Annotated in this window: 22 protein-coding genes and 1 tRNA gene; 15 read left to right on the top strand and 8 right to left on the bottom strand. The window is 50.1% G+C overall.

Annotated features, from left to right (window positions below):
• Window positions 1–264: 264 nt before the first annotated feature.
• Window positions 265–1,218 (bottom strand): membrane-bound lytic murein transglycosylase MltF, encoded by a 954-nt coding sequence (locus ACXAGR_RS13605; protein ID WP_474844616.1) that lies wholly within the window; start codon window positions 1,216–1,218, stop codon window positions 265–267.
• A 214-nt stretch (window positions 1,219–1,432) separates the two neighbouring features.
• On the opposite strand from ACXAGR_RS13605, the gene purL reads away from it, so the two are divergent.
• Complete coding sequence (gene purL / locus ACXAGR_RS13610; RefSeq protein WP_474850998.1) at window positions 1,433–5,329, top strand: phosphoribosylformylglycinamidine synthase; 3,897 nt, start codon at window positions 1,433–1,435, stop codon at window positions 5,327–5,329.
• Between the two features lie 1,018 nt (window positions 5,330–6,347).
• Here purL and smrA read toward each other — a convergent pair.
• The 3 genes from smrA to ACXAGR_RS13625 all read right to left on the bottom strand — a co-directional run bounded on the left by smrA (window position 6,348) and on the right by ACXAGR_RS13625 (window position 8,310).
• The gene (gene smrA / locus ACXAGR_RS13615) at window positions 6,348–6,935 is read right to left on the bottom strand and encodes a DNA endonuclease SmrA (protein WP_474844618.1); all 588 of its coding nucleotides are present in this window, start codon (window positions 6,933–6,935) and stop codon (window positions 6,348–6,350) included.
• A 39-nt stretch (window positions 6,936–6,974) separates the two neighbouring features.
• Window positions 6,975–7,049, bottom strand: a tRNA-Arg gene (locus ACXAGR_RS13620).
• A gap of 85 nt (window positions 7,050–7,134) precedes the next feature.
• Window positions 7,135–8,310: a flagellar assembly protein T N-terminal domain-containing protein gene (locus ACXAGR_RS13625; RefSeq protein WP_474851000.1), complete on the bottom strand. Its 1,176-nt coding sequence runs from the start codon at window positions 8,308–8,310 to the stop codon at window positions 7,135–7,137.
• A 234-nt stretch (window positions 8,311–8,544) separates the two neighbouring features.
• Between ACXAGR_RS13625 and ACXAGR_RS13630 the strand changes: the two genes are divergently transcribed.
• Window positions 8,545–9,021 (top strand): LPP20 family lipoprotein, encoded by a 477-nt coding sequence (locus ACXAGR_RS13630; RefSeq protein ID WP_119500508.1) that lies wholly within the window; start codon window positions 8,545–8,547, stop codon window positions 9,019–9,021.
• A 78-nt stretch (window positions 9,022–9,099) separates the two neighbouring features.
• Here the strand turns inward: ACXAGR_RS13630 and flgN are convergent, their stop codons facing one another.
• The 3 genes from flgN to flgA form a co-directional block, all read right to left on the bottom strand.
• Entirely contained in the window at window positions 9,100–9,531 is a 432-nt protein-coding gene (gene flgN, locus ACXAGR_RS13635; protein ID WP_474851002.1) for a flagellar export chaperone FlgN, read from the bottom strand.
• 10 nt (window positions 9,532–9,541) lie between these two features.
• Window positions 9,542–9,877 (bottom strand): flagellar biosynthesis anti-sigma factor FlgM, encoded by a 336-nt coding sequence (flgM, locus tag ACXAGR_RS13640; RefSeq protein WP_119500510.1) that lies wholly within the window; start codon window positions 9,875–9,877, stop codon window positions 9,542–9,544.
• A gap of 93 nt (window positions 9,878–9,970) precedes the next feature.
• Window positions 9,971–10,705, bottom strand: a complete 735-nt coding sequence (flgA, locus tag ACXAGR_RS13645; RefSeq protein ID WP_474851004.1) for a flagellar basal body P-ring formation chaperone FlgA — start codon at window positions 10,703–10,705, stop codon at window positions 9,971–9,973.
• A gap of 165 nt (window positions 10,706–10,870) precedes the next feature.
• Here flgA and ACXAGR_RS13650 point away from each other — a divergent pair, with 165 nt between their 5' ends.
• The 13 genes from ACXAGR_RS13650 (at window position 10,871) to flgL (ending at window position 23,707) form a co-directional block, all read left to right on the top strand.
• Entirely contained in the window at window positions 10,871–11,791 is a 921-nt protein-coding gene (locus ACXAGR_RS13650) for a chemotaxis protein CheV (protein ID WP_474844621.1), read from the top strand.
• A 19-nt stretch (window positions 11,792–11,810) separates the two neighbouring features.
• A complete protein-coding gene (locus ACXAGR_RS13655) occupies window positions 11,811–12,644 on the top strand; it encodes a CheR family methyltransferase (protein WP_474851006.1) in 834 nt (277 codons plus the stop codon).
• Window positions 12,645–12,786: 142 nt separating this feature from the next.
• The gene (gene flgB / locus ACXAGR_RS13660; protein WP_119500514.1) at window positions 12,787–13,194 is read left to right on the top strand and encodes a flagellar basal body rod protein FlgB; all 408 of its coding nucleotides are present in this window, start codon (window positions 12,787–12,789) and stop codon (window positions 13,192–13,194) included.
• Window positions 13,194–13,616, top strand: a complete 423-nt coding sequence (gene flgC / locus ACXAGR_RS13665) for a flagellar basal body rod protein FlgC (RefSeq protein WP_474851008.1) — start codon at window positions 13,194–13,196, stop codon at window positions 13,614–13,616. Before flgB ends, flgC begins: the two co-directional genes overlap by 1 nt.
• Window positions 13,617–13,640: 24 nt before the next feature.
• Window positions 13,641–14,330 (top strand): flagellar hook assembly protein FlgD, encoded by a 690-nt coding sequence (locus tag ACXAGR_RS13670; RefSeq protein ID WP_474851009.1) that lies wholly within the window; start codon window positions 13,641–13,643, stop codon window positions 14,328–14,330.
• Window positions 14,331–14,344: 14 nt separating this feature from the next.
• The gene (gene flgE, locus ACXAGR_RS13675; RefSeq protein WP_474844623.1) at window positions 14,345–15,730 is read left to right on the top strand and encodes a flagellar hook protein FlgE; all 1,386 of its coding nucleotides are present in this window, start codon (window positions 14,345–14,347) and stop codon (window positions 15,728–15,730) included.
• A gap of 228 nt (window positions 15,731–15,958) precedes the next feature.
• A complete protein-coding gene (gene flgF, locus ACXAGR_RS13680; RefSeq protein WP_474844624.1) occupies window positions 15,959–16,702 on the top strand; it encodes a flagellar basal-body rod protein FlgF in 744 nt (247 codons plus the stop codon).
• Between the two features lie 47 nt (window positions 16,703–16,749).
• On the top strand, window positions 16,750–17,538 hold the full coding sequence (flgG, locus tag ACXAGR_RS13685) for a flagellar basal-body rod protein FlgG (protein ID WP_119500519.1): 789 nt from the start codon (window positions 16,750–16,752) through the stop codon (window positions 17,536–17,538).
• Between the two features lie 11 nt (window positions 17,539–17,549).
• Complete coding sequence (flgH, locus tag ACXAGR_RS13690; protein ID WP_474844625.1) at window positions 17,550–18,230, top strand: flagellar basal body L-ring protein FlgH; 681 nt, start codon at window positions 17,550–17,552, stop codon at window positions 18,228–18,230.
• Between the two features lie 9 nt (window positions 18,231–18,239).
• Window positions 18,240–19,352 carry a flagellar basal body P-ring protein FlgI gene (locus ACXAGR_RS13695; protein WP_474844626.1) on the top strand — a complete coding sequence of 371 codons (1,113 nt, stop codon included), beginning with the start codon at window positions 18,240–18,242 and terminating at the stop codon, window positions 19,350–19,352.
• Window positions 19,352–20,305 carry a flagellar assembly peptidoglycan hydrolase FlgJ gene (flgJ, locus tag ACXAGR_RS13700; protein WP_474851011.1) on the top strand — a complete coding sequence of 318 codons (954 nt, stop codon included), beginning with the start codon at window positions 19,352–19,354 and terminating at the stop codon, window positions 20,303–20,305. Before ACXAGR_RS13695 ends, flgJ begins: the two co-directional genes overlap by 1 nt.
• A 49-nt stretch (window positions 20,306–20,354) precedes the next feature.
• Window positions 20,355–22,472, top strand: coding sequence for a flagellar hook-associated protein FlgK (gene flgK, locus ACXAGR_RS13705; protein WP_474851013.1), 2,118 nt, complete (start codon window positions 20,355–20,357; stop codon window positions 22,470–22,472).
• Window positions 22,473–22,480: 8 nt separating this feature from the next.
• The gene (gene flgL / locus ACXAGR_RS13710) at window positions 22,481–23,707 is read left to right on the top strand and encodes a flagellar hook-associated protein FlgL (protein ID WP_474851014.1); all 1,227 of its coding nucleotides are present in this window, start codon (window positions 22,481–22,483) and stop codon (window positions 23,705–23,707) included.
• Here flgL and ACXAGR_RS13715 read toward each other — a convergent pair.
• The gene (locus ACXAGR_RS13715) at window positions 23,675–24,658 is read right to left on the bottom strand and encodes a hypothetical protein (RefSeq protein WP_474851015.1); all 984 of its coding nucleotides are present in this window, start codon (window positions 24,656–24,658) and stop codon (window positions 23,675–23,677) included. The genes flgL and ACXAGR_RS13715 overlap by 33 nt on opposite strands.
• Window positions 24,659–24,772: the final 114 nt, after the last annotated feature.

Below are 24,772 nucleotides of genomic sequence, written 5' to 3' on the forward strand. Positions count from 1 at the left end.
TACTGGCAGGCTGACTCCGGACTTTTCGCGAACATTTCATGAGTCATAAAATGACGGCGGCGTTGAAGGACCCGTTGATGGGCACGTTTAATCATTAATTTTCTGCGGTTATTACTTTTCAAAATTTTCTTTGCCTTTATTGCTTTTTGTCTTCTCATAAACCCTCCTCATCCTTAAATGTGTAAGGAGAACGTATTCAGGGTGGCATTGTTCTTATGCCTCATGCCGTTCTACCGGTATAACATGAAGGCTTTATGACAATTTTCAATCTTTTTCAGACAGTGTTTCCAACGTTGTTGCGTACTGCTGAATATTTTCTGTAAATCTCACGGTATCTGCACCGTCTGCGTAGCCATAATCAAGGTGACGGTAAACGTCCTTAACGGCCAGCAATGGATAGCGCTGTTTCACGTCCAGCCAGCGATCATTATTGCCGCCCTGGCGGGATGTCAGTTCCCGGCAATCCTCAAGATGTGTCAGCCCCGTGCGCCACGCTGCAAGGGTCATCATCATCCTCTCCGCAGTCGGGATCCGTGACGGGATTTTCTCATGCAGTATAAGCAGTTGCTCTACTGCGCCGGCGGTTTCACCGGCATCTTCCCACTGATTTAATTGCCAGGCGAAAGCTGCCAGCAAAGTCCACTTTGCATCGCTGTCATAAGCACTGAATTGCTCTTTGAGAGCAGTTATTTTTCCGGCAGCCGCAAGAATGAATGCCGGAATATCTGCCTCTTGCAGCGGAGCCGCCGGCGTCAGCCATTCATTCTGCATTTTGGCAACCACACGTTGTTGCCTGAGCGTCGCAAAGTAATCAAAGACTGCACTGCGAAGAGAGTCATCAAGGCGGGCAGAGAATGCCCAGGCGGTGCCGGCATACGCCGGTCCGGTAATCATATCTGCTGACAATGCCTGCGCGCCGGCATCACTGCTCACAATCAAATCGATATCTGAGCCGGCCAGAGCAGCGTTCAGACTGTGGTCGTCGTAATAGGGGATAAGTGCCAGTTCAACGCCAAGGTAATCAGCGAATCCGGCGATCAGTGTGTAGTCAAACCCGCGGGGACCCTGCGGGCCATATTCATAACGTGAAGGTGCATACTCAATGCCTGCTGTCAGCTTACCGGCTTCCTTAACAGAACGAAGGTGATTGGGTAATTCAGGTTCGCTGCAGGCGGCAACGGTCAGAACTAACATCAAACCGGTAACGGAACGTAACATTACTGTCAGGGGGACAGACAGGAGAAAAGACATCTTACTCGACACGGTTAGTGGTATTACCTTTGGTTGAAAATCGAAAAAAAACTAAACTTGTTTTGAATGTAGGTTATCAAGTGGGCGGAATTCCTCTATAATCCGCGCCGAAATCCCCGTGCATCCAAGAGATAGCGTTTGAGCTGTCAGACGCTGTTTCCAAACAATCAGGTAAAACGATATGTTGGTCCTAAGAGGCGCTCCCGCACTGTCTGAATTCAGACAAACTAAACTTATTGAAAGGCTGGGTCAATCCGGTATTACTGTGAATGGCATTTACGCTGAGTTTGTTCACCTTGTGGACACAACCGGCACGTTAACTGACGATGCCCGTCAGGTTCTCGACAAATTGCTGACTTACGGTCCGAAAACTCAGGCGAAAGCGCCTCAGGGAGAGTGCTTTTTTGTCACTCCCCGTCCCGGCACCATTTCTCCGTGGTCATCTAAAGCCACTAACATTGCACAAAACTGCGGCCTGACGGCTATCGACCGCATTGAGCGTGGTTGTGCGTATTATGTTGACGTAAATGGTGAGCTGACAGATGCCGATAAATCGCTGGTGGCAGCAGAACTGCATGATCGCATGACTGAATCAGTGTTTGCTGCGCCGGAAAGCGCATCAGTATTGTTTGAACATGCCGAAGGCCAGAGCTTTACCTCGGTGGACGTGCTGGGAAGCGGCAAACAGGCACTGGTTGATGCGAATATCAGTCTGGGTCTGGCTCTTGCCGACGATGAAATTGATTACCTGTTTGACAGCTTTACCCGTCTAGGCCGTAACCCTAACGATGTTGAGCTGTACATGTTCGCGCAGGCCAACTCTGAGCACTGCCGGCATAAGATTTTTAACGCCAGCTGGACTATTGATGGCGTAGAGCAGGACAAGTCCCTGTTCAAAATGATTAAAAACACCTTCGAAACCCACCCTGAATTTGTTCACTCTGCGTATAAAGATAACGCAGCTGTGATGGAAGGCTGGCAGGCGGGTCGTTTCTTCCCTGACCCGCAGTCGCATCAGTACGAATATCATCATGAAGATATCGACATTCTGATGAAGGTGGAAACCCACAACCACCCAACAGCCATATCGCCGTTCCCGGGTGCCGCTACCGGTTCTGGTGGTGAAATCCGTGACGAAGGTGCAACAGGCCGTGGTTCTAAGCCTAAAGCCGGTCTGGTTGGCTTTACCGTGTCTAACCTGCGCATTCCGGGTGCTGAGCAGCCATGGGAAATCAGCTATGGCAAACCACAGCGTATTGTCAGCGCGCTGGATATTATGATTGAAGGCCCGCTGGGTGGCGCGGCGTTTAACAACGAATTCGGTCGTCCTAACCTGTTAGGTTATTTCCGTACTTATGAGCAGGAAGTGTCCAGCTTCAACGGTGTGGAAGTGCGTGGTTACCATAAACCGATCATGCTGGCCGGTGGATTGGGTAACATCCGTAAATCCCATATCGAAAAAGGCGAAATCACCGTTGGCGCGAAACTTATCGTGCTGGGTGGCCCGGCAATGAATATCGGTCTCGGTGGCGGCGCGGCGTCTTCTATGGCGTCCGGTCAGTCTAACGAAGATCTGGATTTTGCTTCTGTACAGCGTGACAACCCTGAAATGGAGCGTCGCTGTCAGGAAGTTATTGATGCCTGCTGGCAGTTGGGTGACAGCAACCCGATCCAGTTTATCCACGATGTGGGTGCGGGCGGTCTGTCTAACGCATTGCCTGAACTGGTTAACGACGGTGGTCGTGGCGGTAAATTCGAACTGCGTGACGTGCTCGCCGACGAAGCGGGCATGACGCCACTGGAACTGTGGTGTAACGAATCGCAGGAACGTTATGTACTGTCTGTCGCCCCTGAGAACCTGGAAAAATTTGCGGCGATTTGTGCCCGTGAGCGTGCCCCGTTTGCGGTAGTGGGTGAGGCTACTGAAGAACAGCACTTGTCATTACACGATGCCGACTTCGATAACCAACCGATTGATATGCCACTGGATGTACTGTTAGGCAAGCCGCCTAAAATGCATCGTGATGTACAATCAGCAACGGTTGCGCCGGAAGCGCTGAAGCGTGAAGACATCACGCTGGCTGATGCGGCTCAGCGACTGCTGCGTCTGCCAACAGTCGCTGAAAAAACCTTCCTTATTACCATTGGTGACCGCTCAGTAACCGGTCTGGTCTCACGTGACCAGATGGTGGGGCCGTGGCAGGTACCGGTGGCTGACGTTGCAGTTACCGCCAGTGCGTTTGACACCTATCATGGTGAAGCCATGTCTATGGGTGAGCGTACGCCTGTAGCACTGCTGTCTCACGGAGCATCTGCCCGTCTGGCAGTGGGGGAAGCACTGACTAACATTGCTGCATCAAACATTGGTGATATCAAGCGTATCAAACTGTCTGCGAACTGGATGGCTGCTGCCGGTCACCCGGGCGAGGATGCGGGTCTTTACGAAGCCGTAAAAGCGGTAGGTGAAGAACTGTGTCCGGCGCTGGGCCTGACGATTCCGGTGGGCAAAGACTCCATGTCGATGAAAACGGCATGGCAGGACGACGATGGTGCTGACAAGGCAGTAACGTCTCCGTTGTCACTGGTGATCACGGCATTTGGTGCAGTAAAAGACATTCGTAAAACGCTAACGCCACAACTGCGTACAGATAAAGGCGCAACCCGCCTGATGCTGATTGACTTAGGCGCGGGTCAGAACCGTCTGGGTGCAAGCTGTCTGGCACAGGTGTATCAGCAACTGGCCGACAAACCGGCTGATGTGGACAACGCTGAAACCCTGCTTGGTTTCTACAACGCTGTACAGGCGATGGTAGAAAAAGAACTGGTTATCGCGTACCACGACCGTTCTGACGGCGGTCTGTTTACAACCGTTGCTGAAATGACCTTTGCCGGTAAGACCGGTGTAACCGTTTCTCTTGATGGTCTGGCTGACGATGACTTAGCGGTACTGTTTAACGAAGAATTAGGTGCGGTTATTCAGGTAGCAGAAAGCGATGTTGAAGCTGTGACAGCGATTGCTGAAGCTCACGGTCTGGGCGCGCTGTTACACGATATTGGTACGCTGAATGCGACAGACATGGTTGAGTTCAACCGTGGTGATGTTGCAGTACTGACCGACACCCGCGTGAACCTGCGTACCATGTGGGCAGAAACCACACATAACATGCAAAGCCTCCGTGATAACCCGAAATGTGCTGACGAAGAGCACGCTGCCAAGCAGGATGCGGCAGATCCGGGTCTGAGCGCGAAGCTGAGCTATAATGTTACTGAAGACGTTGCTGCGCCTTATATTGCTAAAGGTGTTAAGCCTGAAGTAGCGATTCTGCGTGAGCAGGGCGTTAACTCTCATCTGGAAATGGCAGCGGCATTTACCCGTGCTGGCTTTACCGCTATCGACGTGCACATGAGTGATGTACTGAGCGGCCGTGTGTCTCTGGACAACTTCAAAGGTCTGGCGGCTTGTGGTGGTTTCTCTTACGGTGACGTACTGGGTGCCGGTGAAGGCTGGGCGAAGTCGATTCTGTTCAATGCCCAAGCCCGTGACCAGTTTGCTGCTTTCTTTAACCGCAATGATACGTTCAGCTTGGGTGTATGTAACGGTTGTCAGATGCTGTCAAACCTGAAATCCTTGATCCCTGGCACAGAAAACTGGCCACACTTTGTGACTAACGTGTCTGAGCGCTTCGAAGCCCGTGTTGCCATGGTAGAAGTAACAGAGTCAAACTCTGTGCTGCTGCAGGGCATGAAAGGCTCAATGATGCCGATCGCGGTATCCCACGGTGAAGGTCAGGCTGAGTTTGCCTCTGCTGACGCACTGAGTGCGGTACAGAGCGCGAATCAGGTAGCCCTGCGTTACGTGAACAACTACGGTCAGGTAGCAGATACCTATCCTGCGAACCCGAACGGCTCTCCGGCGGGTATCACGGGTCTGACATCTGCTGATGGTCGGGCAACGATTATGATGCCTCACCCGGAACGTGTATTCCGTACTGTAGCGAACTCCTGGCGCCCGGACGACTGGCAGGAAGACGGCGCGTGGATGCGCATCTTCCGCAACGCCCGCGTTTTCGTCGGCTAGTAGTTTTCGATTTCGCTGACGAACGGAGACCGTTGCAAGTTAAAAACACGCCGTAAACCCATCCCTGGGGGCTCGGCAGCCGCTTCCCTGCGGCTGACGGTTTTTAACTTTTGCAACGGAATCCGTTCTGCGAAATCTTCAATCTCCAGCCTTTTCAGGTTTCAAATCCTGCCAAAACGGTTTTTAAAACGCAGCCCCTCTTTTTTTGTGCGAGCGCTGGTTAGTCAACCTGTTCAGCACTTGAGTCGCTTCCGCACTCGCTGGTTGCGGAAGCTGACATCTTCAGCCTTTTCAGTTTTCGAAACCGGCCGCACTCGCTGGTTGCGGAAGCTGACATCTTCAGCCTTTTCAGTTTTCGAAACCGGCCGCACTCGCTGTTTGCGGAAGCCGCATCTCCATACCCATTCCTGCTCAGTTACAAAGATTTACGGAAATTGATTAATTTTTACATTTTCCGGAACAATTTTAACCGGACGTGGTCTGCATATACTGAGCGCCAAAAATAAGTTGTTTCAGTGTCAAATTTTTGAACCGATCTCTTGTGATCTGTAAAACACTGTTTTACATTAGGCGTGTCAGGAAGACTTATAAAAGGTAGCAACGGAAGCGGGTTGTTTGGTTAGGATCGTTAGGGATCCGCAGTTAACGTTAGATAATAAGAGACGAATATGTATCGTTCTGGTAAGGGGTTCGGTTTAACCGGTGTCGCTGTCGCAGTCTTGTTTATGATTCTGACCGCTGTATTCAGTTCTTCCGCAAGTTCCGCAGAATTAAAAGTGAGCGAAAAGCGCTCGCAATCAATCTGATTGCTGTTTAGTCGCAGGGTCAGTTAACAGTGCTCTCTTCGCATTGCGGAGTGGGTTAGTACTGTCTTCAAAAACTTCTGGTGTAGTCAATTTCGTAAACTCAAAAATGATTTTCGGTGCAAACGCAACACCTGAAACACATCTCAAAACCGCCACATATATCATTTAACGGCCGGTCTTTAAACATAGATCACTATCGCAATTTTTCCACTTTATCTTTTTCTATTTTTTTCGCGGTTTATTAACTTTTGTTGCGGATGTTTTTTCAGCAATACATAAGTTGCGCCGAAACCGCCATGACCGGGTTGTGCGGTATGCCACGCGATGACGAAATCCAGTTCGGCGAGCCAGTGGTTTACGTAGCTTTTTTTCATTGCCGGAAGCGGTTTACTGTTTTCGCCTTTGCCATGCTGAACAAGCAGAGCGCGTGTGCCCCGTTCATGGGCGTTTTTGAGTTGCTTGTAAAGTAAGTCTCTGGATTCAGCGAGGGTCAGGTTTTTAAGGGATATACGCTGTTCAAGTTCATACTTACCCAGCCGTAAGTTCTTAAACACGCCGTCCTGAATGCCGGGTTGTTGAAAAGCAATGAAATCGTCGGGTTTGACGGGTTTCACGTTTTCCATACTGAGGGGATTGAATATGTCCGGATTATCTTTGGCCAGTGCGGCTCTTTTGGCCTTTTTCGCAAGGCTGTCCTGTGCGTCGTGATTGAATACTTTGTCGTCTGTAGTTATCCGTTGTACATCGCCCATCTCTTCCATGAAAGAACGTAAATCATCATCGTCGAACTGGTGGTGCATGGCTGACCTCGAACACAAAGAATATGTCGCTTAACGCTATGGCGTCCCTAGCTGGAATCGAACCAACATCTAAGCCTTAGGAGGGCCTTGTTTTATCCATTAAACTATAGGGACATCCGGTCCTGAACTGCCGGAGAACCGCTATTATAGCTATCCTGAATGGAAGTTGAACCCGCAATTCTCTGATTTACTGTGTTTTCTATCGTCTGGCTACAAAATCATTGGGCTGGATATTGGCAAGAATTCCTCCGTCAACCGCTTCAACCGTGGCGCTGTCAACGGATGCGCTGGTTACCCGCACTTTCACGGGATAAAGGTTATATTGCAAAAATGTCATGCCCTGCGGATCGCGCACCTGGCTGGTTTTATAGACGGTGAGTTCGTCACCGGGTTGAATACCATGGCTGCGGCCAATGGATACCTGCAAGACATCGCCTCTGACGGCCAGTACCCGGCCGGTAGCTGGCTGACAGGTGAGCATATCATCAATGTCTTCTACCACGCCGGTGAACAACCGGTTGACGGCTTTGCCGTATTCACTTTGCCAGAACCGGTAGCTGCTGACATCAATCTGTGAGAACTGATCGAATTCCCACACGGCTTCGGTAGCATAATTTTTCTGCATGAGTACGGCACCGTTCATACCGTCTACCAGAGAAACATCGAGGGAGAACTGACGCAATGCATCATCATCCTTCCAGAATGCCAGTGAAGAGTGGGCGGGACGCAACATACTCAAATCTGTGATGGTTGCTGCCAGAATGTATTGTGAGCGGCTCTGTCGGGCCAGGTCAGGTGCCTGAGCCAGCACATTAGCGCGGTTCCATCTGACAGTGTAGGGCACTATCTGAGCCAGTGAAGTTAATTCAGAGCGGGCTTTAAATAATTGCTGGAGGTGTCTCGGTGCCTGTTCGGACAAATCGTGGATTTGTCCGTCCTGTGCCTGCGTCCGGTGTTCGATAGGAAACCAGGTGGTGACCAGAGTCTTTTGAAAGTCAGCAGCACTGCATGAGGCGGTTTGCGGGAAAATGTCTGCCCGAATGGTTACTGTCACATAATCGCTGTGCCATTTCTCATCAATAAGCTCAAGGTTGTTCACTTCTCCGCTGGCACTGATTTGAAGCCTGTCTTCCTGCAACAGTCCGTTGGTCAGCATCTGAACACTTTGCACAGAAGCGCCGGCAAAAATCATTGCCTGTCTGATCGCCTCTTCGGTGGCCTTTGCTTTGGCGGCAATTTTATCTCCGCCCTGGATGAGTGCCTGTCCTCTGGCTTCATACCAGGCGGCAGAAGTTTGCCACGACAGTAATAAAAATAGCCCTGTAAGAAACAGTTTAATCCCCGCTGGCCGGAGCAAATTGTCAATTCGAGTCATCTTTATCACCGCAATCATATTTAAAATGAAGCAGAACCGCTGGCAAAGCAGCGTTTCCGGCTTTATGTGCAAAGACAAGAGCAAAAAACGTTCCTGAAATTGCGTCTGAAAAATGGCGCAGAACATCAGGGCACGGTTATTGCTGGAAACGGGTAACAGAAAAAATCTGCTGTGGATGCAGAACAATGGTGTTCAGCGACATTCAGCAAACTGATTAAGAACTACAGGTGGGTTATGCAATCTATTATCCTGCGATCAGCAAGAGCGACAGGCGTCAGTCTGGTATTACTGCTGGGTGGTTGCTCAGGGCTTATTGATAAGCATGTTGAGTGGGAAGTGGTGGAGCCGGAAAGTTACCCCGTGCTGACAGCGATAGGATATGCACCGGTTGCGCAGCAAATGGGTCAGACGGAAAATGACCGCTCCCTGATGGCAATGAAAGCATCAAAGCTGGATGCCTACCGCGAACTGGCTGAGCAGGTATACGGTCAGCGACTGAATGGTTCTCAGTCGGTGGCGAACATGGTGATGCAGGATTCACAATTAAAAGCATCTGTTGAAGGCGTGATCCGCGGCGCGAGGGTGATAAAAAGTTATCCGGTGGGCGAGGATACTTACGCTACTGAGTTAGAGCTGGACATGCGTAAGGTGTACGATATTTACCTGACAACCGCTAAGCCTAAAAGGATTAGAGACGTTACTTATTACTGAGCCGGTTTACTGGCTCCGGTCTTCTGCAAAAAGCAAAAAAGCCCGTTTTCACGGGCTTTTTGGTACTTGTCACTGTTATCAGGCGCTCACGCCTCTGCCTAGTCCGGAGCCTTTCGGCTTTCCGCTTTTATCGTAGGTCAGAGATTCTTTGGCGCGGACTTCCAGCATTAAATTACGCAGGTGGGTCAACCTGAGCTGACCCTGTTCAACGGCTTTTTGATTAACTGATGTACGGTACTGACACTCTTCGAGAAGCTTTTTGGCCTGGGCAATCAAGGCGGTAACATCGTCTGGCGCTGTTTTTTCCGCTGTAAGTGCAGTGTATTGCTTACTGATAGCAATATCACTTTGCTGAATGGTATCGAGGGTTTGCTCTTTATCCTTGAGCAGATTCATCAATGCCTCAGCATCCCGGGAGCTGATCAGGTGCAATTCCTGTTCAAGCAAAGTCGCCAGATGCGTTAAGTTTGCGATCTGTTGCTCCAGTGCCTGTTCCAGTGACTGCGACATAAATTACTCTCTACGATTTAATGCCAAAAACCTGCGCTTCTAACCGTGCGATTTTCTGCGCCAGGGAATCCGGGTCGATTTTATACTCACCACTTTGAATGGCTTTCTTCAGTTTGTCGACCTTTTCCTGATTGACCGGCGCCTCAGTGCCTTTCTTCTGTACCTGACTTAACTGCTGGGCAGACTGAGTCAGTGAGACAGAGTCCTGGCGCGGAGCCGTAGTCTGTGTATTTTTCGCCGCAGCTTCCTGTTGCTGCGCCGTTTGTGTCTGTGCCTGCTGATTATTCAGCTTTGCATTGTCAATGGGCGCCTTAGGGGTTCCATTGTTAACATTGTTGATTGCCATAAATTTTTTCCACTACCAATAACACCTCATACACGTTATCGGCCTGAACTGGCGCATCTTTAACCTTTTTTCAGTGTTTTTTACTGTTTGAGGCTATAAATTCACAACCACTGTTTGCGTGCTGGCAACTTCAGCGATAAGCGTCTTTTTCGACGATGCGTTAACTACCTGAATACTATCGCCTATTACCCCGTCCTGTCTAGCGATGCCGGCCGTTTTCACCTGCATTCCCGCGGCCTGAGCACGGATGGTGATGCGATCACCTTTACAGACAAAGCATAGCATATTTGCCTGTACAGGCTGGCCGTCACGGACCCGTCTTTTCATTCTCGCGCCGATAAGCTCCTTTTGCGACATATAACTGGTGTGCCGTAACTGGTTAATGTCTACTTCAGCCAGCTTCAGGTTTGCTGATGTCAGCACTGTGCCAGGACTGATAAGACCGGAGGTCACCACCACCGTGCGGGTCCGCGCAACCCGTGCGTTGGTAAACAGATACCAGTCATTGTTGCCGCAACTCACTCTTACTGAAATATAGGACTGGGTGAGGGCGCTGCTGTCTGCGTGATACTGAAAAGGCGTATGGCAGGCTGGGATCTGAATGCGGTCATCAACTGGCACAATACTTACCTGAATATTATCGTCGCCGTGAGCGTCCCCAATAGCGCTTAACAGATAAGCCTGAGCTTCCTGCTGAATTTTTTCCCGCATCTGCGCTGAAGATTGGGCAAATGCCGGAATACTGGCTATGTTTAGCATCATCAGCAACATAACCATCAGCGGCCTGCTTAAAGATTTCTGCAATAATTTCGATAACTTTTTCTGCATGATGACTTTTTTCGTGTTCAGTTCATTGTATTTTGACTATGATTAAAAGCAGAACCCTTAGATTCGTAATGGTTAAAGTGTCACTTTTTTGGCGATTCTGTTTTTAAACATTAAGTGATATGGTGAAACGCAATGTTCGTGCCCAATTTAAATTAGAGGTGATGTATGTCAGGCATTCTTGATTCCGTTAACCAGCGCACGCAGTTAGTGGGGCAGAATAGGCTGGAGCTACTGTTGTTCAGACTCAACGGCCGTCAGCGCTTTGGTATTAACGTGTTCAAAGTGCGGGAGGTACTGCAGTGCCCGCCATTGACAGCAATGCCTAAATTGAATTCACTGGTACGGGGAATTGCGCATATCCGCGGGCAAACCATTTCTGTCATCGACCTGAGCATGGCAACAGGCGGCAGACGGATTGAAAACCTCGAAACAGCGTTTATCGTTATTGCAGAGTACAACCGCTCAGTACAGGGCTTTCTGGTTGGCGCGGTTGAACGCATTATCAATACGAACTGGGATGCCATTATGCCACCGCCGCAGGGGACGGGTCGCGCCAGTTATCTTACTGCCGTTACGGAAGTGGATAAAGAGCTGGTGGAAATTCTGGACGTAGAAAAAATTCTTAACGAAATTTCTCCCCTCAAAGCCGAGGTTAGTAAAGATGTTATCGCCGGGCTGGATACCACTGCTCAGGAAGATAAGATTATATTCATTGCCGATGACTCTTCAGTTGCCCGCAGTCAGGTGAAAAAAGCGCTGACGGCACTGGGACTGAAAATGGAGCTGGCTAAGAATGGCCTGGAAGCATTGAACCGTCTCAAAGAGATTGCTGCTGAAACCGGCGACGTTACAGATAAAGTGGGCGTACTGGTTTCCGATATAGAAATGCCGGAAATGGACGGATACACACTGACGGCTGAAATTAAAAACACCCCCGAATTGCAGAAATTAAAAGTGGTTCTTCACACGTCATTAAGCGGGGTATTCAATCAGGCGATGGTGCAAAAAGTCGGTGCCGATGATTTCATTGCAAAATTCCATCCTGATGAACTTGCTACTGCTGTAGGTAAATGGTTGTCTAATTGATTGACGAGGCCAGGGAAGCTTGAAAAATAAAGAAGTGTCTGCCGACAGTTACCGTCAATTCGGAACTTTTCTGCAGCAACAGTGTGGCATTTCATTAGGCGACAACAAGCAATATCTTGTCCGTAGCCGCTTGTCGTCTTTGATGTACGAATACGACTACGACAGCCTGGACGGACTGATTGCAGCTGTGGTACGGGGTGGAAACCGTAATTTGTTGCAATCCGTTCTGGATGCCATGACCACCAATGAAACTCTCTGGTTTCGTGATAATTATCCCTACGAGTTACTTATTAATAATATCTTGCCGCAGTACGCCAGTGAAAATCGCCGGTTGCGGATCTGGAGTGCTGCCTGTTCCTCAGGACAGGAGCCGTACTCCATCGCTATGTCAGTACTGGAATTTCAGCGGCAAAAACCCGGCGCTTTAAGAGCAGGTGTGGAAATTACCGGCACAGATTTGTCGTCGGCCATGCTGGAGAAGTGTAACAAAGGTGTGTATGACGAACTTTCTCTGGCCCGCGGGTTATCGGCAGAACGCCGTCAACGCTATTTCTCTCCCAACAGTGAGGGGATGGTTCAGGTCAATGAGGAAGTACGCAGAATGGTTTCTTTTAAAAGCCTGAATCTGCTGCACAGTTATACGGCCCTGGGTCGCTTTGACATCGTATTTTGCCGTAATGTACTGATCTATTTTCCGGCAGATGTGAAACAAAAGATACTGCAACAAATTGCCGCCCAGATGCAGCCCGGGGGGATTTTGTTCCTCGGCGCTTCCGAATCTATTGGTGAAGCCGGATCTCACTTTACCATGGTGAAGTGCCATCCCGGCCTTTACTATCAAAGAAATAAATAATCTCCTGACGCCCCGCCCGGGGCGTCAAAAAATACTTGGCACTTCATTTGCAAAGTTTTCAACAATAAGAAAACGACGATTCATACTCTGAGTCTCTTTTTAATTCGATGTTGTTGAAATCTTTGCCTGTGGAGTGTTTTACATGGCCATCAACCTAGACAATCTGACCGGTTTCCATAAAAAAGCGCTGGATATCAGAGAGCAGAAGATGGAAGTGATTGCCGGTAATCTGGCAAACGCAAACACCCCCGGCTACAAAGCCCGCGATATAGACTTTAAGCAAGCCATGGAAAGCGCCCGCAGTGAACAGCGCCAGGGTTCTTTGCAACGCACTCATGAAAATCATATTGGTGGCGGTCTCAATATCAACAGCTTCGACATCGATTATCGAATCCCAAATCAGCCCGACACCGGGGACGGCAACACCGTTGAAGTGCAGGCTGAAAGAAATGCCTTTCTGGATAACGGAATGAGATACCAGGCAACCCTGCAATTTCTCGAAGGAAAACTGAAAGGTATGAAGAAGGCCTTAAGTGGAGGGCAAAGTTAATGAGCCTGTTTAATGTCATGTCCATTTCCGGTACCGGTATGGAAGCAGAAAGTGTTCGTCTGAACACCACCGCCAGTAACATTGCTAATGCTAACAGTGTCAGCAGCAGTTACGAAGAAACCTACAAGGCACGCTACCCGGTTTTTGCCGCAGAACTTGCCAGAGCATCTGATGAACAGAGCAAAGGCGTGGGTGTTGAGGTTAAAGGTATAGTGGAAAGCGATGCACCTCTGCAAATTGAGTATGCACCGAATAACCCCATGGCTGATGAAAACGGTTATATCTACAAGCCCAACGTCAACATTGTCGAAGAAATGGCAAATATGATGTCTGCTTCGAAAGGCTATGAAACAAACGTTCAGGTTGCTGACACAACCAAACGTATTTTCCGTCAGGTACTGCAGCTTGGTCGCGGTCAGTAATAGCGCTGAGCAGAGGGTATTTTCGTGAGTACTATTTCAAATACGACCGGCTTAAATTCAGAGCTCTACTGGCAGGAAGAAGGTGTAGCTGTTGCCGATGGCAGCGAACAGCGCCTGACCCAGGAAGACTTCTTCTCACTGCTTACCGAGCAGCTGGCGAATCAGGATCCAACCAAACCGGTGGATAACGATCAGATGGTTGCCCAGATGACATCTTTTACGATGGCAGACGGGATCTCCCAGTTGAATGAAAAGTTCGAATCCTTTGCCGCGTCTATGACCTCCAACCAGGCATTGCAGGCTTCCAGTCTGATTGGTCAGCAGGTGCTGGTAGAAGGTAATGTAGGCTATATGGCAGAAGAAGGTGCCGGCTTCAGTGGCGTACTGGTTAACGAACAGACCGTTCAGGATCTGAAGATCACCATCGAGAATCAATATGGTGAAATTGTTAAGACCATTGATGCGGGAACGCAGGCGGCAGGAAATATCCAGTTTAACTGGGACGGAACAGACACAAACGGCAATCCTATGCCGGCCGGAGAATATGTGGTTAATGCTAACGGCACCGTCGACAATGAAGGAACATCTGTTCCTACTGCTATTAACCGGCAGGTAGGCAGTGTCAGCATGACTGGCAGCAGTCAGGGCATTATTTTGAATTTGGCGGGTGATGTGAGTATCAATCTCAGCGACGTCATCCAGATAGGCAGTTAACAGGAGAAAGAGTTATGTCTTTTAATATTGCACTTAGTGGCGTTGCAGCCGCGCAGAAAGATCTCGACGTAACCGCCAATAACATCGCGAACGTCAACACGGTGGGCTTTAAAGAGTCCCGCGCAGAATTTGGTGATGTCTATGCATCGTCATTGCTGGCAGGCGGTAAAACAAAAGTCGGTGACGGTGTTTTGACACAAGATGTGGCACAGCAGTTTTCTCAGGGTAGTTTACAGTTTACTAATACTTCTCTGGATCTTGCGATCACAGGTAACGGCTTCTTTGCCACGGTGCCTGAAATCACATCACGGGACTTCTCATTTACCCGTGCCGGACAGTTCAAGCTGGATGAAGATAACTTCGTGGTTAACAGTAACGGTGACAACTTATTAGGGTTTCCCGTAAATACAGATGGCACAAGTTCATCTGTAGCATTAAGTACTACTATCCCCGTACGCATTCCTGACTCATCCGGTTCGCCGCAACAAACAAGCGAAGTGGATATCCGGATGAACCTGCCGGCAGGGGATCAGGCACTAGACCCTACATTATTTAATCCGGACGATCCGCTGACTTATAACGCGGCCACATCAGTCACCGTTTACGATTCACTGGGTGACAGCCATGTAATGACTTACTATTTCATCAAAGACCCGGCGGCTACAACCACTAATGACTGGTATGTTGCTACTGCCATTGATGACAATCTCGTCGATCTGGTGAACTCTGACGGGACTAACTCAGACCCGGCAACGGCGACTAACGTGGTGGGTACTGCAAGTGGTTCAGCAGTCACCGTGGCGAAAATGTCTTTCAGTCAGGGCGGTGATTTTGTGGGCATTGAATCGCCGGATGGTGTGGCTCAGACTAACCTGAAGATTCAAACAGAAGCCTTAGGTGGAACTATTTTGTCAAACGGTTCTGATCCGTCACAACAAATTGCAATAGACTTTAACCTTGATCCGACGGGAGCAACCACCAACGAACCGACGCAGTTTGCGTCAGCGTTTGAGGTTACTTCACTGGAACAGGATGGTTTACCGGTTGGCCGTTTAACGGGTATTGATATTGGTGCCGACGGTCTGGTTCGGGCAACCTTTTCGAACGGTACTTCTGAGCCTATTGTAAGGGTTGCGCTGGTGCGCTTTTCAAATGAGCAGGGCCTGACCCAGCAAAGCAGCACCCAGTGGAAAGAATCAATCGCTTCCGGTGAGGCACTGGCAGGTGAAGCCACAACCGGTACCTACGGTGAAATTAACTCATCAGCTCTGGAGCAGGCGAACGTTAATCTGACTACCGAACTGATTGACCTGATTATCGCTCAGCGTAATTTCCAGGCAAACTCACGGGCGCTGGAGGTCAATAACCAGCTGAACCAGACAATTCTGAATATCCGTTAATACGTCAGTGGTATGACATTCAGGCAGGCCGGTTTTCCGGCCTGTTTTATTTCCGCAGCGGGGCGTTCACTCACATTCTGCACGCTGAAATTTACCCTCCGCCCGTGTTGTCAGGCCAGGAAACTTTGTCAGCAGACCGTCAAACTTTCCCATCTTTACGTCAATTTACTTTTGGCATTTGAATTGCAGTTGTCACTGTAAGGTTCATTAAAACGTCAAAAGTCAGTCATGGATAAATTACTCTATATTGCTGCAAGCGGTGCCAAGCAAGACCTGCTGGCTACCGGAGTGCGCGCCAATAATCTGGCTAATGCGCAAACCACAGGTTTCCGTGCACAGCTTGAACAGGCCAGAGCTATGCCGGCATACGGCGAAGGGTTGCCGACCCGCGTATTTTCCATGACTGAAAGCCCGTCTAATAACTATGAGTCCGGTGCAATGGTGCAGACCAACCGCGACCTGGATGTTGCTATTCAGGGAGACGGCTGGTTTTCCGTTCAGGGCGCCGACGGACAGGAAGCTTACAGCCGTGACGGCAGCTTTCAGCTTGGTGCTGACGGTATGCTCACAGACATGCATGGCAACATTGTGATGGGTGACAACGGGCCAATCTATCTGCCTGTGCCTCTGGATAATCTGAATATTGCAATGGACGGCACCATTTCCACCCGTCCTGTTGGCGCACCGGAAAATGTGTCGGAAGAGGTGGGCCGGTTAAAGTTGGTTAACCCTGATTTGAATAACCTTGAAAAAGGGTATGACGGTCTGTTCAGAACCAAAGACGGCGCGGCAGTCGATGCCGACGCAAATGTCATGGTCAGAACAGGCATGCTGGAAAGTTCCAATGTGAATGCGGTTGATGAGATGGTCAATATGATCAGCCTGCAGCGCCATTATGAGATGCAGGTCAAGCTGATGAAACAGGCTGACGAGCTATCTACACGTGGTAATCAATTGCTTCGCATAATTTAATTTTTAACTAACGACCACATGCTGTTGCCGGTGGTCAGGAGGTCGATATGCATCCTGCGTTATGGATTAGTAAAACTGGGCTAGACGCCGCACAAACCGACGTTGCCGTGGTATCCAATAACCTGGCAAACGCCTCAACCGTAGGCTTCAAGAAAGATCGCGCGATCTTTGAAGATCTGCTGTATCAGAATATCAACCAGCCGGGCGGACGTTCGTCGGCCGATACTGAGTTGCCTTCAGGCCTGATGCTGGGCTCCGGTTCAAAAGTGGTCGCTACGCAAAAAGCTCATACTCAGGGCAATATGCTGACTACCGAAAATGCACTGGATATGTCTATTCAGGGCCGCGGATATTTTGAAATTCTGCAGCCTGACGGCACTATTGCTTATACCCGTAATGGTCAGTTTACATTAAACGATCAGGGCCAGATTGTGACCTCAGGTGCCGGTTTCCTGTTACAGCCGGAAATTGCAGTACCTGAAGATGCCCAGCAAATTACTATTTCTCAGGATGGTGAGATTTCTGCCTCCGTACGTGGTCAGGCTGAACCTCAGGTGCTGGGCCAGCTGAACGTGTCTGATTTTGTAAACCCCACCGGCTTACAACCTACCGGACAAAACCTGTTTGTGGAAACCGCATCCAGTGGAGCGCCGATTCAGGGCGTGCCGGGTTTGCAGGGGTTGGGTACGATTTCTCAGGGCACGCTGGAAACCTCCAACGTAAACGTCACGGAAGAACTGGTAAACCTGATTGAAAGTCAGCGTTTATATGAGATGAACTCAAAAGTAATTTCTTCTGTTGACCAGATGCTTGGTCAGGTGATTCAGCAGCTTTAACAGGTGATGTCATGCGAATTTTTGGCTTTATCGCAATCAGTGTAATGCTGGCGGGATGTAACAGTACCCCGCAGCCACCGGTCCAGGCGAATGATCCTGCGTTTGCTCCGGTGATCCCCGATATTCCCCGGGAACAGATCACTGAGGACGGGGCGCTGTTCCGCCCGTACATGGCAAACAGTTTGTATTCTGATGTGACCGCACGCCGGGTGGGCGACATCATTACCGTTACGCTGAGTGAAAATACCGCGGCGTCCAAAACGGCTGATACCACAACAGCGAAAAGCACCGGCGTGGATGTGCAACCAATAACCGGCCTGGGTGGCGATACCATTAATCTTGGAAGCCAGTCCATTCAGTTCGGACTGAATTCGTCGAATGATTTTACCGGTAATGCTCAGGCGAACCAGAGCAACAGCCTGTCAGGTGCTATCTCGGTTACCGTGGTTGATGTGATGCCAAACCAGAATCTGGTGATCCGGGGAGAAAAATGGCTGACGCTGAATCAGGGGGATGAATATATCCGTCTGACCGGCATTATCCGTCCTGCGGACATCAGTCCTGAGAACGAAATTGTGTCGACAAAGATTGCCAATGCCCGCATTCAGTACAGTGGTACAGGCAGCTTTGCACGGGCACAGGAAAAGGGCTGGCTTACCCGCTTTTTCTCTTCCGACGTGTGGCCTTTCTAGGAGCAACTTATGACAATTTTAAGATTTCTCCTTGTAACTGCTGTGATATTTACAGCGCCTCTTGCTGATGCACAACGTATTAAAGACGTGGCCAGTATTCAGGGTGTGCGAAGCAACCAGCTGGTGGGTTACGGACTGGTTGTGGGTTTGCCTGGGACCGGTGAACAAAGTCCGTTTACTGAACAGAGCTTCCGCACCATGCTCAGCAACTTCGGTATCAGTCTGGACCCGAATACCAAGCCAAAAATTAAGAACGTGGCAGCAGTTGCCGTACATGCTGAACTGCCGCCGTTCATCAAGCCCGGTCAGTCTATCGATGTGACTGTGTCGTCTGTTGGCGAAGCAAGCAGCCTGCAAGGCGGCACATTGTTGCAAACCTTCTTAAAAGGGGTTGACGGAAAAGTGTACGCCGTTGCTCAGGGCAGCCTGGTAGTAAGTGGTTTCGGTGCCCAGGGCGGAGACGGATCACGCATAGTGGTGAATACACCTACTGTTGGCCGCATCCCGAACGGTGCGTTTGTTGAGCAGACTGTTCCTTCCGGTTTTGCCAACGGCGACACCTTAACACTGAATCTGCACTATCCGGATTTTTCTACTGCAAAGCGGCTTGCCGATACCATTAATGAACGTCTTGGTGCGCAACCGGATCAGGGCTATACCATTGCCACACCTATTGATGCTGCATCTGTCCGTGTTACCGCCCCCCGTGATGTGGGTCAGCGGGTAGGTTTTCTGGCGACGGTGGAGAATTTTGATTTCGAACCTGCTGACGCTCCGGCGCGGGTGGTTATTAACAGCCGTACCGGCACCATTGTTATCGGCCAGGATGTAGTACTGCTGCCTGCAGCTATCACCCACGGCGGATTAACGGTGACGATTGCCGAGAACCAACAGGTGTCTCAGCCGAATGCCCTTGCAGACGGTAACACCGTAGTGACGACCCAGTCTATTGTGGATGTGGATCTGGCAGACAGCCGTATGTTCAAGTTTGAGCCCGGCGTAACACTTGACCAGCTCGTACGTGCCGTGAACGAAGTGGGTGCCGCCCCGGGCGATTTGATGGCAATCCTTGAAGCCCTGCGTCAGGCCGGTGCGCTTCGTGGTGAACTGGTGATTATCTGATGAATCTGCAGAACACTTCCCAAAGCCAGTTAGAAATGGCCCGTAATGCCAGTGATATCAGCGGGCTTAATAACCTGCGTGAAGCCATGGCAAGTGGTAACGGTGAAGTGTTGCAGGAAGCGGCACAGCAGTTTGAAGCGATTTTTGTGCAAATGATGCTGAAGTCGATGCGCAAGGCCCAGGATGCCCTTGCTGATGAGGACAGCCCGTTTAACTCTGAACAGGTTAAGTTCTACCGTGATATGCACGATCAACAACTGGCCGTGGACTTATCCAGTAATGGCGGGCTCGGCCTGGCTGATTTAATTGTGAAGCAACTTGGTCAGCAGGACCCTGACTACCGTCCGGCAAGTACCCTGCGCTCCGACGGCAACCTGTCGTCAATCAATCGTGAAAGGGCAGAGGCAGTAAGCCGTGCTCAGGCAACCATGCTGAACTCCGCGTCTGCCGGTTCACAATCCGCCTACAAGGCCGCAATGTTCAGTGACCAGCAGGACTTTGTAGAAACCCTCTATCCGTACGCAGAAAAAGCCGCAGAAGCACTGGGTACGGATGCCAGAGCCATTATCGCCCAGGCTGCCGTTGAGACCGGCTGGGGCCAGTATGTTATTCACGATAAGCACGGCAACAGCACGCACAATTTGTTTGGTATCAAAGCCAACAACCAGTGGCAGGGTGAGCAGGCTGTAGTTGATACCCTGGAATTCAGTAATGGTGTACCCGAACGGCGCAAAGCAGCCTTTCGTCAGTATGATTCTCTGGAATCCGGACTGGCCGATTACGTTGATTTTATCCGTACTCAACCCCGTTATCAGCAGGCTGTGGCAAACGGTGCAGATGCATCGCAATACTTTAATGAATTACAACAGGCCGGTTACGCCACCGATCCGCAATACGCCAGTAAAGTGATGGCTGTTTACCGCAGTGATGCAGTACAGGGATATCAGCCATGAATACCGGACCTGCTCAACCTTATGATGTTCTGTTACGGAGTGTCACATCATGATCCGCACCGACCTTTTTAATATCGCCAACAGCGGGGTAAGTGCCAGCACTCAATTGCTGAATACAACGTCGAATAACATAGCTAACGTAAACACGGAAGGCTACGTCCGCGAGCGCACGGTATTTGAAAGTACAATTTTAGGTGGTGTGGGTAAAGGCACAACGGAACGGGTTATCAGCATTTTTGCGCAAAACCAGTTACGCCGTGATATTACCTCTGTCGGTGAGCTGGAAACTTTCGTGGAGAAAACTAACTCGCTGGATAACCTGCTGGCCAGTGAAGCCAACTCCATTGCTGACGGTCTGAGTCAGTTTTTTGCTGCCATACAAACAGCGTCTGATGATCCGACTAACCTTGCTTCACGGGAAGCGGTGCTGGGTAAGGCTTCCGGATTGTTGTCCCGCATGAGCACGTTATCTGACTTCATGGAAGCGAAAGAAGAAGAGCTGAACCTGGAATTCACCAGCCAGATTGAACGGGCGAACAGTTTGATTGCCAGTATCGGTGAATTAAATACCGCCGTTCTGACAGCCAGAGGTGGCAGTGGTGAAGAACCCGGAGCATTGCTCAACGAACGTGACAAGGCGATCAACGAACTGGCTGAACTGATGTCAGTGGAAGTGCGTGAAAACCAGTATGGCTCAGTGGTGGTGAATTTATCATCCGGAGAGTCGCTGGTACTGGAAGATGGCAGTTTTAATCTGTTCGAGCTGGGCAATGATGCTGATCTGACTTTCAAAGAGCTGCAACTCACTACCAATTTCGCTAATAAGCAGAATACTGCTATCAACGTGAATGAAAAAGATCTTGGCGGTTCGCTGGGTGGCTTATTCCGTTTTCGCGATGAAATTCTCGGACCGGCACAACGGGATATTGGTCAGATGGCGCTGGCGATGGCTGATGCAGTGAACCAGCAAAACCGTCTTGGTATGGATTTAGACTTGCAGCTTGGCGGTGATATTTTTTCCATGCCGGAGTTTACCGGTTTACCGTTCAGCGGAACACCGGATAACTTACCAGTACGGGCACAGGTAACGGCAGGGCAGGGTAATCAGCTTACCGACGCAGATTATAAAATTACCGTTGATGCGGTAAACGGCGCGGGTTTGCCCACTTCAGTGACGGTTGAGCTGTTAAATGGTGACGGTACGCCGAAGAAAGACGCTTCCGGCGCTGATGTGGTATTTGCCGGGATCTCAGTCGGAACCGGTTTCAACGAATTGCCGGGTGGCATTGAGGTCGAGTTTCAGGCTGCTGCGGGCTACAGCGTTGATAATGAATTTTTGATCCAGCCATCAAAATATGCGGCATCCGATCTCACGCTGGCAACGGACCGGCCGGAAGATCTCGCCTTTGCAGCTCCACTGCGGGCAGAAGCCAGCTTATCTAACCTTGGTGATGCCACGGTCAGTAAAGTGTCCATAAGTAATACTACAGTTGATGCTGCTTTAGGTGCTGAGGCGTCAGCCTTTGACGGCGCCGGCGGTATACACAGTGCGGCAGCCGCACCGGGTGGTACTGTCGGTGCACCGGCGCAAATCGTATTTACCTCTGCCAGTGATTTTCAGGTGCTGGACGATGCAGGTAACGTCATAACCAATGTATCCGGTGTGACCAGTTTCGACAATTTGCTGGCACAGGCGGAAGCGAATGGCTCAGGGCCGGCATGGCCGGCCGCGTTCAGTGCGCTGGATGATTATCCCGGTTACGATGTCAGCCTGAGCGGCATTCCTGTTGCGGGAGATTCTTTTAATCTGACCTATAATACTGACGGGATTGCTGACAATACTAACGCCGAAGAAATGGCGGCGTTACAGCGTGAAAGCCTGGTACAATTAAGCAGTGACAGTTCGAATAAACAGCGTACTTTTCATGATGCTTATTCGTCGCTGGTTGGACGGGTTGGTGAGAAATCTGCTACGGCACAAATTTCTCTGGATGCCGCTGAGGCGATGAAAGTGCAGTCGGAAAACTGGTTTGATTCCACATCCGGCGTGAGTCTCGACGAAGAAGCGGCAAATCTGGTTCGCTATCAGCAATCCTACGCTGCGGCAGCCCGCATTCTCACCACGGCTCAGGAGTTGTTCGATACGATTTTATCGGCAGCGAGGTAATGTAGCTTATGCGTATTTCAACTAATCAGATTTACGATCAAAATATCCGCGCCATCATGGATAACCAGAAAGGCCTGGCAGATACTCAGGAAGCGCTGGCGACGGGGAAAAAACTGAATCGTCCCAGTGACGATCCTGTGGGAGCTGCAAAGGTTATCCGTATCACCGAACAACTGGATAAGCTTACCCAGTATCAGCGTAATAACGACTTGCTGACCAATGCCCTGGAACAACAGGAAGCAGTACTGACCAATATTAATGATTCGCTGAACCGTGCCCGGACTCTTGTCGTGCAGGCGGGCTCCGGTATCATGACCGACGAAGATAAACGGGCAATCGGCGTGGAACTGGAACAAATCCGTAATGAGGTGTTCGATTTGATGAACACGCAGGATGCTGCCGGCAATTATATTTTCGCCGGCTATCAGTCGCAGCAGCAGGCTTTTACCTTCAATCCCGCTGCCACCGGTAATGCTATTTTCTATACCGGCGATTCGGGCGCGACATCAGTGAAGCTTTCAGACAGTGTCACGGTGCAGCGCAGTACGTCCGGACAGGAAGTGTTTGAAAATGTGCTCAGTCGTTTTGATTTCACCGTAACCGGTTCTTCCGGCGCCACCGTGCAAACGGCGAAGGTGGGAGAGCAGGGCACGTTTGATCAGTTTTACGAAAAAAATTATGACCCGGTGACAGCGGCAAATAATAATTACCAACTGACAGTACTGGGTACCGGACAGGTGCAATTGACGAATACCGGTACCGGTGCCGTGGAAGGTACAGTAGATTTCACGTCCGGAGAGCCGTTTACCATTAAAGGGATGGCATTTACCCTTGACGGAACGACCGGAGACACGGTGAATTTCTCTCTGGATACGCCGGTGAAAAAAAACGTTGCGGAAACGCTGAATGATATCGCCAATCAGCTGATTAATGATTCGTTAAGCGGCGATGCGTTAACTGATGCCCTTGGCGACGCGCTGGTGGGTCTGGACAACGGCATGGAACGTATTAATCTCGAGCGTTCTTCGCTGGGAGGCCGGATGAACGTGGCGGAATCAATATATGAAACTAATCTGGATTTGGAAATCACCGCAAAAGATGCCCGTGCACAGATTGAAGAAACTGATTATGCAGAAGCGTCAGCTGAGTTTGCTAAACAGGAAGCTGCGCTGAGCGCAGCCCTGGCAACATTCCCGAAAGTTTCAAACCTTTCCCTGTTTAATTATATCTCTTAACTTATTCACGCCTGAAACCCGTGCGAAATACACGCGGGTTTCATCGTCGGTATGGCCTGAGTAATAGCTGACAAACAGTGTGTCATCCTGAATCACAAGGCCGGGATAGCTGTTATCTCCACCGGACGGTAAAGTGAGGCAGGGCACCAGTGAAGCCTTCGCCAAATCCAGCAACCAGATTTGTGTGACCAGTTCTTTGCCCGTCCACTGTCTTCCGGCTACCAGTGCATATCCCTCCGTCAACATTACCATGGCAGGTCCGCCAATATAGGTTTTTAAATCCCGCCAGTACCAGCGGTTATACGGTGGTTTGCTTGTGCCTAACTGCGCGGTAAAACTGTCTGCATCGCGTCTGACCAGTGCGGTAATCACACCGTCACTGCTTATGTGCATGTCACTTTCATTAGGGTAGCCCAACTTATCTCTTGCCAGAGACATCGCCGGGATCGGATGACGCTGCATATTTTTGCCGGGATGACCGGTAAATAACGTCAGTTGCTGAGGGCCGCCATGGTAAGCAAGACCCAGCGCTTTGTTGTTTTGCCATGTAATCCGCCATAACCACCAGTGTTGTTCACCAAAGAAACGGGGAGAGGACCAGCTTTTTCCGGAGCCGGAAAACCAGCTCACCATCTGAAAACGGTTTCCCCGTGTCGCCTGAGTCACCGGACGGGCAAATGCAATTAACCATAATCGCCCGTTATCATCGCGGGAAAGTTTAGGATCCCGCAAATCGTAACCCGGTAATGACAATCTCTGCCTGTTTGTCACCTGTCCGTCACCGGTCACCGACGTCACTTCAATCCTGCCATCGTCACTGACATGGGTCAGTGCCTGGCGGTAACAGCAAAGAAATGTTTCACCATTTGCTATCAGCCCGGTAAAGGCGGAATGGGCATACGGGCTGGATATGCGGCAAAGACGATCAATTTTTAAAATTTTTTCGGGCATAGAAAATAGTTATAAAACCAAAGTGTTAACTGAGTATAGGCGGCAAATGTCTGCCGCTCTACGGCAATTTTTGTATTTTTTTATTAAAGGGAAATCCCCCCATGTCGATAACAC

It is taken from the genome of Alteromonas sp. ABH4_457 (assembly GCF_056160625.1).